The following is a 14,442-nucleotide window of genomic DNA, read 5'->3' on the forward strand; positions in this document are numbered from 1 at the left end:
CGACCACCACCGGGACGCCGGGTCGCGTGACCTAGGTCCCCTCCGGGCTCAGCGGACGAGCACCGTGATCGTCCCGAGCACCACCGTCACCGCGGGCAGGAGCAGCACGCCCCAGCGCCCGGTGCGGTCGGTGCGGGCTTGCGGTGCGTCGTCGAGAGGGTCGACGACGGGGTCGCCCGAGCCCTGCTCGCGCAGGCCCCAGACGGTCCCCACGACGAGCGCGACCGCGGCCGCGACCAGGACCGGGACCGCAGGGAGGCTCGCGACCGGGGCGCGCAGCGTGACCGCGACGGCCACGAGGGCAGCCGTCACGACCATGTTCCCGAGGACGGTCAGCACGGGATGGGCGAGCGCGGCACGCAGCAGCCGGTCGCCGGCGCGCCACAGCCCGACGAAGCCCGCGAGCGCGGCGACGAGGACGAGCAGCATCCCGGCCGGCACCACGAGGGCGCCGCCGTCGAGCGCGGGCCGCAGAGACCACAGCACGCCGAGCATCCCGACCGTCTGCACGGCGGAGGCGGCGACCGTCCGCCCGATCGAGGAGCTCGACTGCGCGGGGTCCTCGGGCAGGTCGAGCGAGCGCGCGTACGCCACGGGATCGCCGAACGCCTCCTGCGCGGTCTCGCCGGAGTCGACGACGTGCGCGTCCACCTCGGCGAGCACCGCGCCGATGCGCGCTCCGGCGACGCCCTGGAGCCGCAGCTCCAGCAGGAGCGCCTCGGCCCAGCGCGGGTCGACGTGCGGCGCGTGGCGGCGCTCGATCGTGTAGCGGGTCGTGTCGCTCATCGGGGGGTCCTTGTCGGGGTGGGATCGGGAGGGGGTGCGTCGGCCGGGATCGCGCCGTCCGGCGAGGGCGCGCCGGACGCGCCGGCGACGAGGGTGGTCGCCGCCGTCGTCACGGCGTCCCAGCGGGAGGTCGCGTCGGCGAGCGCGACGCGACCCTGGTCCGTGACGGCGTAGTACCGACGGCTCGGCCCGCGCTCGCCCTGGTGCCAGGAGGTCGTGACGAGGCCGTCGTCCTCCAGCCGCTGCAGGAGCGGGTAGAGCGTGCCGCCCTTCACGGTGCCGAGGCCCGCGTCGGCGAGCGACCGCGTGATCGCGTAGCCGTAGGTGGGGCCGTGGGCCGCGACGACCGCGAGCACGCACAGCGGCAGCACGCCGCGCAGGAGCTCGCGGTCGAGCCGCTCGTCGAACTTCATGGGCTAGACAGTACGGCTATCTAGTTAGGGAGGCAACCTAGTCGTTCTCGGGCAGCCAACCGACGATCGCATGAGTGCTGTTATAACAGTGCTATGACTTCTTTGGACCCGACCACGGTCCCCGGCCGGTGGGACTCCCTGCACGCCGTGCTCCGACGCCTCGACGACGAGATCGAGACCGTCTACGCCGACCGCGGGATCGTGGGGGTGCGCCCGCGGTTCGTCTACCCGCTCATCCGGCTCGCGCACACCGGCCCCCTGACCATCCGAGAGCTCGCCGCCTCGCTCGGCCGCACGCACTCGGCGATGAGCCAGACGGTCACCGCGATGCGGCGCGAGGGCCTCGTCGAGACCGCGCCGGGCGCGGACGCCCGCACGCGCCGCGTCGCGCTCACGGCGCGGTCGCGCGAGCTCGTCCCGCTCCTCGAGGCGGAGTGGCGGGCGACCGAGGAGTCCGTCGCCGAGATCGACGACGAGCTGCCGCACGCCCTGAGCGCGGTCGTCGTCGAGCTGGAGCGCGTGCTCGCCCGTCGCTCGCTGCGCGAGCGGCTCGTCGAGCGCCTCGACGCGGCCGGCCACCCGACGCCGCGGGAGCGCTGAGGTGCGCGACCACGTCCTCGACCTGCGGCCGTTGCGCGCGAGCCGCGCGTACCGGGACCTGTGGGCCGGGTCCGCCGTGGGCGGCCTCGGGTTCCAGATCGCGAACGTCGCGGTGCTGCTCCAGGTCTGGGAGCTCACCCGCAGCCCGCTGTGGACGGGCACGATCGGCCTGGCCACGGCGGTCCCGCTCCTGACGCTCGGCCTGGTGGGCGGGCACCTCGCCGACGTCCACGACCGGCGCACCCTCATGCGCCTCGCCGCGGTCGGGCAGGTGCTCTCCGCTGCTGGTCTCGCCGCGCAGGCGCTCGCGGGGAACCGGTCGGTGTGGCTCCTGCTCGGGCTCGTCGCCGCCGGCGCGGCGTGCAACGCGCTCGGCTCGCCGGCGCGCCGGACGGTGCCGCCCCGGCTGCTGCCGCCCGACCAGGTCGCCGCGGGTCTCGCGCTGCAGAACCTCGCGTTCCAGGTGGCCATGCTGGTCGGGCCCGCGCTCGCCGGCCTGGTCCTGGCGCGCTGGGACCTGCCCGCGGCCTACGGCCTCCAGGCGGTGGCGGCCGTCGTCGCACTGCTCGGGCTCGTGCGCCTCCCGCCCCTGCCCCCGCTCCCCGTCGGTCCCTCGGCCATGACGGGCCCGGCCGCCGCGCCGCCCGGGCCCGCGCCGCGCCGTCGGGCGGCCGCGGGCGGGTGGTCGATCGTGTGGCGCAAGCCGACGCTGCGCGGCGCGTTCGCGACGGACGTCGCGGCGACCGTGCTCGCCATGCCGATCTCGCTGTTCCCGCTCGTCAACGAGATCCGGTTCGACGGCGACCCCCGCACCCTCGGCCTGTTCCTCTCGGCGGTCGCGGTGGGAGGGATCGGCGCGGGCCTGCTCTCCGGGGCCGTGACGCGGGCGACGCGCTCGGGCGCGCTGCAGCTCGCCGCGGCGGCGACGTGGGGCGTCGCACTCGCCGGGTTCGGTCTCGCGGGACCGCTGTGGCTCGCGCTCGCGTGCCTGGCGGTCGCCGGTGCGGCGGACACGGTGTCGGTCGTGACGCGCGGCGCGCTGGTGCAGCTCGAGACGCCCGACGAGTTCCGCGGCCGCGTGTCCTCGGTCGAGCACGTCGTGGGCGTCGCCGGCCCCGAGGTCGGGAACTTCCGCGGGGGAGTGCTCGCGTCGCTGACGTCCGCGCCCGTCGCGCTGGTGGCGGGCGGGCTGGTGGCGAGCGCCGTCGTCGGGCTCGTCGCGTGGCGCAACGCCCCGCTGCGCCGCTACCGCACCCCGGCCCCGGCCCCCCTCCCGGTCCCGTGAGTGCGTGAAACAGTCGCGCCGGGGCCTCCGGGACGCGACGAATTCACGCACTCAGCGGGAGACGGGGTGTCAGTCGACGGTCACCGCGTCGAGGACCGGGAGGCGGGCGGCACGGATCGCGGGCCAGACGCTCGCGACGAGCCCGATGACGACGGCGACGCCGAGGATCGCGAGCACCTGGCCCCACGGCACGGCGAGCGTGCTCAGCCCCTCGTCGGCGAGCACGCCCGGGAGGGCGGCACCGATGCCGATGCCCGTCGCGACGCCGAGCACCGTCCCGTAGACGGCGGTGAGCACCGACTCGATCGCGATGACCCCGGCAAGCTGGAGGCGTCCCAGCCCGACGGCGCGCAGCAGCCCGATCTCGCGCGTGCGCTCGATGATCGACAGCGCGAGCGTGTTGACGATGCCGAGCAGCGCGATGACGATCGACAGCGCGAGCAGGGCGTAGAGGATGACGAGCACCTGGTTCACCTGGTCGGCGAACGCGGACGCGGTCTGCTCCCGGTCGAGCACCGTGACGACGAGGAACGGCTCGACCGCCGACGTCAGGGCGGTGCGCAGCTCCTCGACGTCGGCGGGGCTCGCGCCGTCGGCCGCCGACACGTAGACGATCCGCACGCTCGCCTGGGCGGCCGGCACGACGGCGTCGAACACGTCGTCGCGCACGAGGACGCCGGTCCCCACGAGCTGGCTGTCGATCACCGCGCCCACGCGCGCCTCGACGGCGGCGTCGCCCTCGCCGAGCCGCAGCGTGTCGCCCACCTCCCAGCCGCGCTCGCGCGCGGTGCGCCGGTGCACGACGACGTCCCCGTCCTCGAGCGTGGCCGTCGGGTCCCCGGCGAGCGTCACGGGTTCGAGCGCGGTGTCGAAGAACCCGGCGGGCACGCCCGCGACGTCGGTCCCGCGCGGTCCGTCGTCCGTGCCGCCGACCGTGGCGACCGACGCCGACCCGAGCCGCACCGTGTCCACGACCGCGGCGCCCGGCGTCGCGGTGACGGCCTCGACCGCGCCCTCGGGCACGACGAGCGTCGCGGAGTTGACCACCAGGTCGGCCCGCACCTCGTTCTCGACGATGCTCCGCACCGACGCCTGGGTCGAGGCGGCGATGACGCCCGTGACCGACACGAGCGCCATGCCGATGAGCAGGGCTCCCGCGGTGCTCGCGGTGCGGCGGGGGTTGCGCGTGACGTTGCCGCGCGCGAGGCGGCCGAGCGGGCGCAGCGCGACGACGAGAGGCCACGCGAGCACCGCGAGCACGCCGCGCGCGACCGCCGGCGACCCGACGAGCACGCCCACGAGCACGAGCCCGGCCCCGACGCCGAGGAGCAGGCGGGGGCTCAGGTCGTCGACCCAGGCCCAGCCGGTCGGCCCGTCCACGACGGAGGATCCCAGGTACGCCGCGAGCCACAGCACACCTGCACCGGCCGCGACGACGACCACCCCGCCCACCGCCCGCAGCCCGGTACCGCGGTCGGGCGCGACGTCGTCGCGCATCGCCTGCACGGGCGGGATCGCGGCGGCCCGCCGCGCGGGCAGCACGGCCGCGAGGACGCTGACGACGGCCCCGAGCGCGACGGCGGCCACGACGTGCGAGGTCCCGAGCGGGACCCGGCCGGAGAACTCGAAGCCGGCGAGCGCGAGCCCCCACCGGATGACCCGCACGAGGCCGGCCCCCGCGAGCACGCCGAACCCGCCACCCACGAGCCCGACGACGAGCGCCTGGACGAGGACCGACGCGAACACCTGGCCCGGCGACGCGCCGAGCGCGCGCAGGAGCGCGAGCTCGCGCAGGCGCTCGCGCACCGACATCGCGAACGTGTTCGCGATGATGAACGCGCCGACGAACAGCGCGATGGCGGCGAACACGAGCAGGAAGGTCTCGACGAACCCGAGCACCTCCTCGACCGCCTCGCTCGCCTCGGCGCGCGCCAGCTCGCCCGTGACGGCCTCCGCCCCGGACGGCAGGACCGACGCGACGCGGCCCGCGAGGGCGTCCTCGTCCACCGGTCCGCTCGCGTCCGCCCAGACCGCGATCTGGGGCACCAGCCCGTCGGGCGCGTAGACCTCGCGCGCCGTGTCGCCGTCGATCCCGACGAGGACCGCACCCGCGGCGGCGGCCTCGATGCCGAACACGCCGGACACGGTCACGGGGCGCGGCTCCCCGCCGAGCACGACCGTGGTCTCGTCGCCCGTGGCGAGGTCAGCGGTCTCGGCCGCGCTCTGCTCCAGGACGATCTCGCCCGCGCCGGGCCACGCGCCGTCGAGCAGCGTGAGGCTCGGGTCCTCCGGGTCGACGGAGAACGCCGTGCTCGGCGGGCCCGTGGTCACGACGGCGGTGCCGTCGGCCGTGACGAGCACGACGGGGCCGGACACGTCCGGCACGGCCCGCTCGACGCCGTCGACGCCCTCGACCTCCGTCGCGAGGTCGGCCGGGACGAGCGTGCGGTCGCCCGCGAACCCGCCCCCGCCGGCGGCGCCGCCGCCACCGGGCCCGGACGTGTCGCTCTCGACCTCCTGCGCGCCGCGCACGTAGACGTCGGCCGTGAGCGTCGTCGCGATGATGTCGTCGAACGTGGAGGAGAGCATGCCGCGGAACGCGAACGTGCCGACGACGAACGCGACGCCGAGCGTCACGGCGAGCACCGACAGGACGAACCGCACGACGTGCGCGCGCACGCCCCGCAGCGCGACGCGGATCATGCGCCGTCGTCCGCTGCGAGCGCGAGCGCGTCGAGGATGTCCTGCTGCGTGGGGTCGTGCAGCTCGCCCGCGAGGCGCCCGTCCGCGAGGAAGACGACGCGGTGCGCGTACGACGCCGCACGCGGGTCGTGCGTGACCATGACGACCGTCTGGTCGAGCTCGTCGACGGAGCGGCGCAGGAACGTGAGCACCTCGCCCGCGGAGCGCGAGTCGAGGTTGCCGGTCGGCTCGTCGGCGAACACGATCGAGGGCCGCGACACGAGCGCCCGCGCGCACGCCACGCGCTGCTGCTGCCCACCGGACAGCTCGGAGGGGCGGTGGTGCAGGCGGTCGGTGAGCCCGACGGCGGTCGTCACCTCGTCGAACCAGTCGCGGTCCACGCGGGTGCGCGCGATGTCGAGCGGGAGCGTGATGTTCTCCGCGGCCGTGAGCGTCGGGACGAGGTTGTACGCCTGGAAGACGAACCCGACGCGCGTGCGGCGCAGAGCCGTGAGCCGCCGCTGCGACATCCGGCTGATCTCCTGCCCGTCGATCACCACGCTGCCGGAGGTCGGGGAGTCCAGCCCGGCGAGGCAGTGCATGAGCGTCGACTTGCCGGACCCGGACGGCCCCATGATCGCCGTGAGCCGGCCGCGCGCGAAGTCGACGTCGACGCCGTCGAGCGCGCGGACGGCCGTCGGGCCGGATCCGTAGACCTTGACGAGGTCGCGCGCGCTCGCCCGTGCCTCGGGCTCGGGTCCGGCGTCGGTCGGCGTGCCGGTCCGGGGCGCGGGGGTCGTCATGCCCCCATCGTGACGTGCCGCGCGGCGGCGCGCACCACCCGTGCGGGGGAAGGTGGCTCGCGCGCCCGACGCGCGGCCTGTGGACGAGCGGCGGCGAGGCCGCGCAGGGCGATAGCGTGGGCCGCATGAGCACCGTCGCCCCGCCGCCCGCCGCGCACCCCGACGAGACCCCGGCCGCCTCCGGCGTCCACCCGTTCCCCGACCTGTCCGCCGAGGTGACGGGCACGGTCCCCGACCCGCGCAGCGCGCCCCCGATCCGCTGGGGCATCCTCGGCGCGGGCGGCATCGCGTCGTCGTTCGCGGAGGCGGTGCGCCTGCACACGCAGGGTCGCGTCGCCTCGGTCGGCTCGCGCGACCGCGTGCGCGCCGAGCGCTTCGCGACCGCGCACGGCGTCCCCACGACGCACCACGGCTACGACGAGCTCGTCGAGGACCCGCAGGTGGACGTCGTGTACGTCGCGACGCCGCACTCGCACCACCACGAGCACGCCCTGCTCGCGATCCGCGCGGGCAAGCACGTCCTCGTCGAGAAGGCGTTCACGCGCAACGAGGCCGAGGCGGTCGAGGTGCTCGACGCCGCGCGCGAGGCGGGCGTGTTCGTCATGGAGGCCATGTGGACGCGGTTCCTGCCGCACGTCGCCGCGCTGCGCGGCGTGATCGCGCGCGGCGAGATCGGTGACGTCGTGAACCTCAGCGCGGACCACGGCCAGTGGTTCCCGTTCGACCCCGAGCACCGGCTCTACGCGCCGGAGCTGGCGGGCGGCGCGCTGCTCGACCTGGGCGTCTACCCGGTGTCGTTCGCGCACGACCTGCTGGGCGCGCCGTCGACAGTGACGGCCGTCGGTGCACTCACGGAGACGGGCGTGGACGGGCAGGTGAGCATCGTGCTCGGCTACGGCGACACGCAGGCGACGCTCTCGACCACGCTGTGGTCGCGCACCGCGAACACGGCGGTGATCTCGGGCACGGCGGGCCGCATCGAGGTCGAGGGCACGTTCTACGCGCCGACGTCGTTCCGGGTCGTCCGGCACGACGGCGCGTCCTGGTACTACGACGGCTTCTCCGGCGAGGGCAAGCAGTACCAGGCCGCCGAGGTCGCGCGCCGCGTCGCCGCGGGCGAGACGCAGAGCCCGCGCATGTCGTGGGACTCGACGCTCGAGGTCATGCGCACGCTCGACGAGGTGCGTCGCCAGGTCGGGGTCGTCTACCCCGGGGAGTGACGCCCGCGGGCGGGCGTCGCGTCAGTCGGTGTGCTCGACGACGTAGCTGCGGCCGTCGGGGCCGGTGACCCGCTCGAAGCGGGTGCGCAGCTCCTGGTCGCGCTCGCGCTCGGCGTCGGACACGCCGCGGCCGTCGGCCTCCTGTCGCCCCAGCTGTGCCGGGCCGAAGATCGGCAGGAAGCCCTCGGTGATGCGCATGCCGAGCGTGCGCTTGTCGTTCTTGCGCGCCACGGTGTCCTCCGCTGGTGTCGCGTCGCCGGCCCGGGGGCCGGTGGCTGGTGCTCGTCCGCTGATGGTTGGTGCACCAATGATTGGCGTACCAAGAATAGCGCGATCCTCGGTAGCATGGCGCCATGACGAGCGAGGAGAACGGCGGGGCGTCCGCACCGGGCGCGGCGACGCTGTTCGCGGACCCGCTCGCGCTCGAGGCGCAGGTGTGCTTCGCGCTCTCGGCGGGCGCGCGCGGCATGGTCGCCCTGTACCGGCCGCTGCTCGAGCCCCTGGGCATCACCCACCCGCAGTACCTCGTGCTGCTCGCGCTGTGGCAGGACGACGCGGCGGGCACGACGTCGACCGTCGGCGACCTCGCGGCGCGGCTGCACCTCGACGCCGGGACGCTCTCGCCGCTCCTCAAGCGGCTCGAGAGCCTCGGCTACGTGCGCCGTTCTCGCTCGCCCGACGACGGCCGCCAGGTCCGCGTGACGCTCACGCCCGAGGGACGGGCGCGGCGTCGTGACGCGGAGCGCATCCCGCCCGCGATCGTCGCCGCCACGGGCCTCACCCTCGACGAGCTGGCGGAGATCCACGCCGCCGCGTCGAAGGTCGTCGCGGCCGCCCAGCGAGCGTCCGTCTACTGAGGATCAGCCCGCTGCAGCCCGCCGAGCATGGGGGCTTGGCCCGTCAGGGGAGGAGGACGGGAGACGACCGCAGGGTCGGCGGGGTGGTCAGGCGTCCGTGATCCGGATGCCGTCCGGGCCTGCGGCGAAGCGCACCGCCGCCAGACCCGCCGCCAGCGCGTCGGGTGCAGGGGACGCGGACGCCAGCTCGTCGGCCGTGTGCGTGCCCGTCACGACGAGCACGGCGCACCCCGCGGCGCGGGCGGACGCGACCCCGGCCGGGGCGTCCTCGACGACGAGGCACCGCGCCGGGTCCACGCCCAGGCGCTCCGCGCCGAGGAGGAACGGGTCCGGGTCGGGCTTGCCGTGGGCGACGTCGTCCGCGGTGACGACCACCGACGGCGCGACGAGGCCCGACGCGGCCATGCGCGCCGCCGCGAGGGGGCGGGTGCACGACGTGACGATCGCCTGCCGCTCCGGGGGCAGGGCGGCGAGCGCGTCGCGCGTCCCCGGCAGGATCGTCACGCCCTCGTTGTCCTCGAGCTCCAGCTCGTGGATGCGGTCGTACGCGGGCTCGACCTGGTCGGCCGGCAGGAGCGTCGCGATGAGCGTGCGCGCGGGGGTGCCGTGCTGGATCTGGAAGTCCTCGGCGTCGGGCAGCCCGTGCTCCGCGGCCCAGCGACGCCAGTTCCGGTCCACCGCCGGGACCGAGTCGATGAGGGTGCCGTCCATGTCGAACAGCACGGCGTGGAACGTCCGCCCGGCGAACGCGACGCCGGGGGTGGGCAGAGGAGCGGGCGCGGGGTCCGTCGCGGGGGCGGTCACGGGATCGGGCATGGCCCGAGGCTATCCCGCGCGTCCGGCGCCTGCGGCCGTCCCGCACGACCGGCGGCCGGGGGACCGGCCCGTGTCCGACGTCGCGACTAGGGTGGTCGCCGTGAGCGCACCCGGGTACTTCATCTCCTTCGAGGGCGGCGACGGCGTCGGCAAGTCGACGCAGGCGCGCCTGCTCGGGCAGTGGCTCGGCGAGCTCACGGGGCGCGAGGTCGTGCTGACGCGCGAGCCGGGCGGCACGGAGCTCGGCAAGGAGCTGCGCGCCGCGGTGCTCCACGGGCAGGACATGGACCCCCGCACGGAGGCGCTCATCTACGCCGCGGACCGCGCGCACCACGTCGCGAGCCTCGTGCGCCCCGCGCTCGAGCGCGGCGCGATCGTCGTCACGGACCGCTACCTCGACTCGTCGGTCGCCTACCAGGCGGGCGGGCGCGAGCTCGGTGCGGACGAGGTCGAGCTCATCTCCCGCTGGGCCGTGCAGGACCTCCTGCCCGACGTGACGATCCTGCTCGACCTCGACCCGGCGGTCGCCGCCGGTCGCATCCGCCGCCAGCACGACCGCCTCGAGCGCGCGGGGGCGGAGTTCCACCGCCGCACGCGCGAGGCGTTCCTCACGCGCGCGGCGTCGGACCCGGACCGCTGGGTCGTCCTCGACGCCGCGGGCTCGGTCGACGACCTCCAGGCGCAGATCCGGGTCGACGTCGCCGCGCGGCTCGAGCTCACGCCCGTCGTCGAGGAGGCCGAGGACACGGTCGCCGCGCTGCCCGACGACGGCTTCGACGACACGGACAGCGCGATCGGCTACGCGCCGGGCACGGACCTCCTCCCGGGCGCCCCGGCGCGGCCTGCCGGGGACGCGCGCGCATGAGCGTCTGGGACGACGTCGTCGGGCAGGAGCAGGCCGTCGCGACGCTCCGTGCCGCGGCCACCGACCCCGCCGCGATGACCCACGCGTGGCTGCTCACCGGCCCGCCCGGGTCCGGCCGCTCGAACGCCGCGCGCGCGTTCGCGGCCGCGCTCCAGTGCGAGCAGGGCGGCTGCGGACGCTGCCAGGCGTGCCGCACGACCCTCGCCGGGACGCACCCGGACGTGACGCTCGTCGCGACCGAGCTCGTGACCATCAAGATCGACGACGTGCGCGACCTGGTGACGGTCGCGAGCCGCAGCCCGTCGCAGGGCCGGCGCCGGGTCATCGTCGTCGAGGACGCCGACCGCATGGCGGAGCGCACCACGAACGTCCTCCTCAAGGCGATCGAGGAGCCCGCCCCGCACACGGTGTGGATCCTCTGCGCCCCGAGCCCGCAGGACGTGCTCGTGACGATCCGCTCGCGGTGCCGCGGGGTCGTGCTGCGGGTGCCGCCGGTCGAGGCCGTCGCGGGCCTGCTCGTGCAGCGCGACGGCGTCGACGAGCACGTCGCACTCGTCGCGGCGCGCGCGGCCCAGAGCCACATCGGCCTCGCCCGGCGCCTCGCGCGAGACGCGGGCGCGCGCGAGCGCCGCACGTCCGTGCTGTCGCTCGCCCGGCGGGTCCGCGGGGTGGGCGACGCCGTGCTCGCCGCGGGAGAGCTCGTGGACCTCGCGCAGGCCGAGGCGAAGGCGGCGACGGAGGAGCGCGACGCCGCGGAGAAGGCCGAGCTCCTGCGTGCGCTCGGTGTCGCGGACGGCGAGACGCTCCCGCCCCGGCTGCGGTCCCAGCTCCGCGACCTCGAGGCCGACCAGAAGCGGCGCGCGACGCGCCACCAGCGCGACGTGCTCGACCGCGCGATGGTCGACCTGCTCTCGCTGTACCGCGACGTGCTCGTGGTGCAGCTCGGGGCGCAGGTCGAGCTCGTCAACACCGAGCTCGCCGAGACGGTGCGCGCGCTCGCGCAGGACTCGACGCCCGAGCAGACGGTGCGGCGCATGGACGCGATCGGCGTCGCGCGCGAGCGGCTCGAGGGCAACGTCGCGCCGCTGCTCGCGGTGGAGGCTATGGTCGTCGCGCTGCGCCCCCAGGGCTGACTGCCGCTAGCTCGACGGCGCCGCCGCCCGGAGCTTCTCCAGGAGCGGCCCGGCCGCGGTCTCGAGGAACTCGCGCTGCCCGACCTCGCCCACCTGGACGAGCGCGAGGTCGGTGAACCCCGCTTCCCACCACGCGGACGCCGCCTCGACGACCGCGTCCAGGTCGGGACCGCACGGGATGGACGCGGCCACGTCCTCGGGCCGCACGAACGCCGTCGCCGCCTCGAACGCCTCGGTCGTCGGCAGGTCCGCGTTGACGCGCCAGCCGCCGCCGAACCACCGGAACTGCTCGTGCGCGCGCGCCACGGCGGTCTCCTCGTCCGGGTCCCAGCAGATCGGCATCTGCCCGACGACGCGCGACGGCGCGAGCTCGGCGCGCTCGCGGACGGAGGACCACCGCTGCACGACGCCGGCCTCGGGCTCGGTCGTGACGAGGTGGTCGGCCAGCGGGGCGAACCGCTCGATCGACTGCGGCCCGGAGACGGCCACGCCGATCTCGACGGTCTCGTCGGGCAGGTCCCAGAGCTTGGCGGAGTCGACGCGATAGTGGACGCCGTCGAACGTGAGGCGCTCGCCGTCGAGCAGCGAGCGGATGATCTCCACCGCCTCCTCGAGCATGTCGTGCCGCTCGCCGACGGCGGGCCAGCGCTCGCCCGCCACGTGCTCGTTGAGGTTCTCCCCGGCGCCGAGCCCGAGGGTGAAGCGGTCGTCGGACAGGAGCGCCACGGTCGCGGCCTTCTGCGCCACGACCGCGGGGTGGTAGCGCAGGAGGGGGCAGGTCACGTACGTCATGAGGCCGACGCGCTCGGTCGCCTGGGCGACCGCCCCGAGCACGGACCACGCGTACGGGGCGTGGCCCTGGGCGTCGAGCCAGGGGAAGTAGTGGTCGCTCATCACCTCGAAGTCGAAGCCGACGCGCTCCGCGTCGACCGCGTGCTCCACGAGCGCACGAGGGCCGGACTGCTCGGTCATGAGGGTGTAGCCGAAGCGGGTCATGTCTCGATCGTGGGACGGGCCGGGCGCACCCGCACGCGGGTACGCCCGGCCCGGGGGAGGGAGGGGTCGGTCAGGCGAGCGCCTTCGCCTTGAGCTGCGCGAACTCCTCGGGGGTGATGGCGCCCGAGTCGAGGAGCGACTTGGCGTGGGAGATCTGCTCGGCCGGCGACGTCGTCGCGACCTGGCGGATGTAGGCGTCCGTGTCGTGCTTCGCCTGGACGACGGCCGCGGCCTGTCGCTCCGCCATGCCGCGCCCCCGCGCGATGAGGTAGACGAGCGACGTCAGCACGGGCAGGAAGATGAGGAAGATGATCCAGACTGCCTTCCACCACCCGGAGAGCTCCCGGTCACGGAACAGGTCCGCGATGATCTGGAAGAGCACGATGAGGTACGCGATGAAGAAGAAGCTCCACACGAGGAGCCAGAAGAAGTCCCAGAAGTCCACGGTCACGCCCTTTCTCGACGGGTCCCGCGACGCGACGGCCTGCTGCCCCGCGCCATCAGGGCGAACGTAGCGACGTCGCGACGATCGCGCCCGGCGAGGCGCGCGGTGCCGCGGCTCACGACGTCCCGGCCGGTGTGCTGGGCGGAGGCCCCGCGGGCGCGCCCGGCCCCTCCGACGGCCCGTCCGACGGCGCGCCCGACGGTGGGATCGGGGCCCGCCGCGCGCGGGCGACGTCGCCCACGATGACCGCCAGCAGGACGCCGTCCGTCACCCAGTTGAGCGCGAGCGGCGAGAGCCACGCGTGGACGGCGAAGAGCACGCCGACCGCGACGGCGCCCAGCACGTGCGGGAGCGACCAGCGCCCGCCCGTCGCGCGCCGGAACAGCGCGTTCCCCACGAGGTACGTCGCCGCCGCCCCGCACACGAGGCCGGCGGTCCAGGCGTCGGCGTGACCGCCGTCGTGCCCGAGCGGGTGCAGGAGCACGAGCTCGTCGGCGACGGCGGTGAGCACGATCCCGGCGACGATGACGAACGGGACGTACGTGTACGCCGTCTGGGCGACCATCCCGCGCTCGGCGCGCGACGTGAAGTACTCGGTGGCACGCCGCTCGGACCGGTCGAAGAACAGCAGCCACATGAGCACGGTGCTCGCGAACGCGGAGCAGAACGCGGAGACGGTCGTGAGGTCGAGGGGGAGCTCGGCGAACGCGGCGCCCGTGACGATGATCGACTCGCCCAGGCAGATGATGACGAACAGGCTGACCCGTTCGGCCATGTGCTCCCCGCGGACCACCCACGTGCTCGCGCGCGACGCCCCGAGCCCCGGGAGCCAGAACATCGCGCGCGGCCCGGCGACGTCGATCGCGGCCGCGACCGCCCACAGCAGCAGGCGGTGCTCCTCGACGAGACCGCCCGCGACCCACAGCGCGCCCGACGCCGCGAGCCACGTCGTGATGCGGACGAAGTTCACCGCGTTCTCGGGCCAGACGCGGCCCATCGCGACCATCGTGAAGAGGCTGCGCCCCACCTGCATCGCGACGAGCATGACGGCGAACAGCAGGCCCTTGTCGCCGAACGCCTCCGGGATCGCGCTCGCGAGGACGAGGCCCAGCAGCATGAGCACCACGAGCAGGCCTCGCACCGGAAGGCGCTCGGGGTCGAGCCAGTTCGTCACCCACATCGTGTCGACCCACACCCACCAGACGGCGACGCCGAGCAGGAGAGTGTGCCCGAGCGCCTCGACGCCGGGGTGCGCGATGAGCCCGTGCGAGAGCTGGGTGACCGCGAACACGAACACCAGGTCGAAGAACAGCTCCACGTAGCCGACCCGGCTCGAGTCGCCGCCGTCGCCGTGCCGCAGGAGGTCGGTGCGCAGGCCCCAGGGCAGCGGGGGCCGCTCGGTGCCGCGGGTCGGGTGCGGTGCGTCCATGCGGGGATGCTCCCACCCCGGGTCACCGTCGGGTCACGATCCCGCGGCGCGTCGGCGGTTCGGCGCGCGCGAGGTCCCGGCGCGGACCACGATGGTCGCGCACCCGTCGCCG

15 protein-coding genes are annotated in these 14,442 nt (G+C 75.4%); 6 read left to right on the forward strand and 9 right to left on the reverse strand.

Annotated features, from left to right (window positions below):
- Positions 1 to 48 precede the first annotated feature (48 nt).
- Entirely contained in the window at positions 49 to 786 is a 738-nt protein-coding gene (locus RSE42_RS03655; RefSeq protein WP_163185833.1) for a hypothetical protein, read from the reverse strand.
- On the reverse strand, positions 783 to 1,199 hold the full coding sequence (locus RSE42_RS03660; RefSeq protein WP_415297888.1) for a PadR family transcriptional regulator: 417 nt from the start codon (positions 1,197 to 1,199) through the stop codon (positions 783 to 785). The genes RSE42_RS03655 and RSE42_RS03660 overlap by 4 nt, the downstream gene beginning before the upstream one ends.
- A gap of 93 nt (positions 1,200 to 1,292) precedes the next feature.
- Between RSE42_RS03660 and RSE42_RS03665 the strand changes: the two genes are divergently transcribed.
- Positions 1,293 to 1,799, forward strand: coding sequence for a MarR family winged helix-turn-helix transcriptional regulator (locus tag RSE42_RS03665; protein WP_308820816.1), 507 nt, complete (start codon positions 1,293 to 1,295; stop codon positions 1,797 to 1,799).
- A 1-nt stretch (position 1,800) separates the two neighbouring features.
- Entirely contained in the window at positions 1,801 to 3,084 is a 1,284-nt protein-coding gene (locus tag RSE42_RS03670) for an MFS transporter (RefSeq protein ID WP_415297889.1), read from the forward strand.
- A gap of 69 nt (positions 3,085 to 3,153) precedes the next feature.
- Here the strand turns inward: RSE42_RS03670 and RSE42_RS03675 are convergent, their stop codons facing one another.
- Both RSE42_RS03675 and RSE42_RS03680 read right to left on the reverse strand, forming a co-directional pair.
- Positions 3,154 to 5,787, reverse strand: coding sequence for an ABC transporter permease (locus RSE42_RS03675; RefSeq protein WP_415297890.1), 2,634 nt, complete (start codon positions 5,785 to 5,787; stop codon positions 3,154 to 3,156).
- A complete protein-coding gene (locus RSE42_RS03680) occupies positions 5,784 to 6,569 on the reverse strand; it encodes an ABC transporter ATP-binding protein (protein ID WP_061266601.1) in 786 nt (261 codons plus the stop codon). Before RSE42_RS03680 ends, RSE42_RS03675 begins: the two co-directional genes overlap by 4 nt.
- Positions 6,570 to 6,694: 125 nt before the next feature.
- Between RSE42_RS03680 and RSE42_RS03685 the strand changes: the two genes are divergently transcribed.
- Positions 6,695 to 7,789 carry a Gfo/Idh/MocA family protein gene (locus RSE42_RS03685; RefSeq protein WP_021482923.1) on the forward strand — a complete coding sequence of 365 codons (1,095 nt, stop codon included), beginning with the start codon at positions 6,695 to 6,697 and terminating at the stop codon, positions 7,787 to 7,789.
- 21 nt (positions 7,790 to 7,810) lie between these two features.
- On the opposite strand, the gene RSE42_RS03690 is transcribed toward RSE42_RS03685, so the two are convergent.
- Entirely contained in the window at positions 7,811 to 8,020 is a 210-nt protein-coding gene (locus tag RSE42_RS03690; RefSeq protein ID WP_021482922.1) for a hypothetical protein, read from the reverse strand.
- A 122-nt stretch (positions 8,021 to 8,142) separates the two neighbouring features.
- Here RSE42_RS03690 and RSE42_RS03695 point away from each other — a divergent pair, with 122 nt between their 5' ends.
- On the forward strand, positions 8,143 to 8,646 hold the full coding sequence (locus tag RSE42_RS03695; RefSeq protein ID WP_051027593.1) for a MarR family winged helix-turn-helix transcriptional regulator: 504 nt from the start codon (positions 8,143 to 8,145) through the stop codon (positions 8,644 to 8,646).
- Positions 8,647 to 8,733: 87 nt separating this feature from the next.
- On the opposite strand, the gene RSE42_RS03700 is transcribed toward RSE42_RS03695, so the two are convergent.
- Positions 8,734 to 9,462: an HAD-IA family hydrolase gene (locus RSE42_RS03700; protein WP_415297891.1), complete on the reverse strand. Its 729-nt coding sequence runs from the start codon at positions 9,460 to 9,462 to the stop codon at positions 8,734 to 8,736.
- Between the two features lie 100 nt (positions 9,463 to 9,562).
- Here RSE42_RS03700 and tmk point away from each other — a divergent pair, with 100 nt between their 5' ends.
- Both tmk and RSE42_RS03710 read left to right on the forward strand, forming a co-directional pair.
- Complete coding sequence (gene tmk / locus RSE42_RS03705) at positions 9,563 to 10,327, forward strand: dTMP kinase (protein ID WP_083385458.1); 765 nt, start codon at positions 9,563 to 9,565, stop codon at positions 10,325 to 10,327.
- Complete coding sequence (locus RSE42_RS03710) at positions 10,324 to 11,460, forward strand: DNA polymerase III subunit delta' (protein WP_137279680.1); 1,137 nt, start codon at positions 10,324 to 10,326, stop codon at positions 11,458 to 11,460. Before tmk ends, RSE42_RS03710 begins: the two co-directional genes overlap by 4 nt.
- Before the next feature lie 6 nt (positions 11,461 to 11,466).
- Here RSE42_RS03710 and RSE42_RS03715 read toward each other — a convergent pair whose 3' ends face one another.
- The 3 genes from RSE42_RS03715 to RSE42_RS03725 all read right to left on the reverse strand — a co-directional run bounded on the left by RSE42_RS03715 (position 11,467) and on the right by RSE42_RS03725 (position 14,330).
- The gene (locus RSE42_RS03715) at positions 11,467 to 12,456 is read right to left on the reverse strand and encodes a TIGR03557 family F420-dependent LLM class oxidoreductase (protein WP_021483001.1); all 990 of its coding nucleotides are present in this window, start codon (positions 12,454 to 12,456) and stop codon (positions 11,467 to 11,469) included.
- 70 nt (positions 12,457 to 12,526) lie between these two features.
- Positions 12,527 to 12,907 carry an SHOCT domain-containing protein gene (locus RSE42_RS03720; protein ID WP_051027601.1) on the reverse strand — a complete coding sequence of 127 codons (381 nt, stop codon included), beginning with the start codon at positions 12,905 to 12,907 and terminating at the stop codon, positions 12,527 to 12,529.
- 109 nt (positions 12,908 to 13,016) lie between these two features.
- A complete protein-coding gene (locus RSE42_RS03725; protein ID WP_415297892.1) occupies positions 13,017 to 14,330 on the reverse strand; it encodes a low temperature requirement protein A in 1,314 nt (437 codons plus the stop codon).
- Between the last annotated feature and the right edge of the window lie 112 nt (positions 14,331 to 14,442).

This window comes from Cellulosimicrobium sp. SJTW-1 (genome assembly GCF_047716875.1).
Classification (GTDB): domain Bacteria; phylum Actinomycetota; class Actinomycetes; order Actinomycetales; family Cellulomonadaceae; genus Cellulosimicrobium; species Cellulosimicrobium funkei.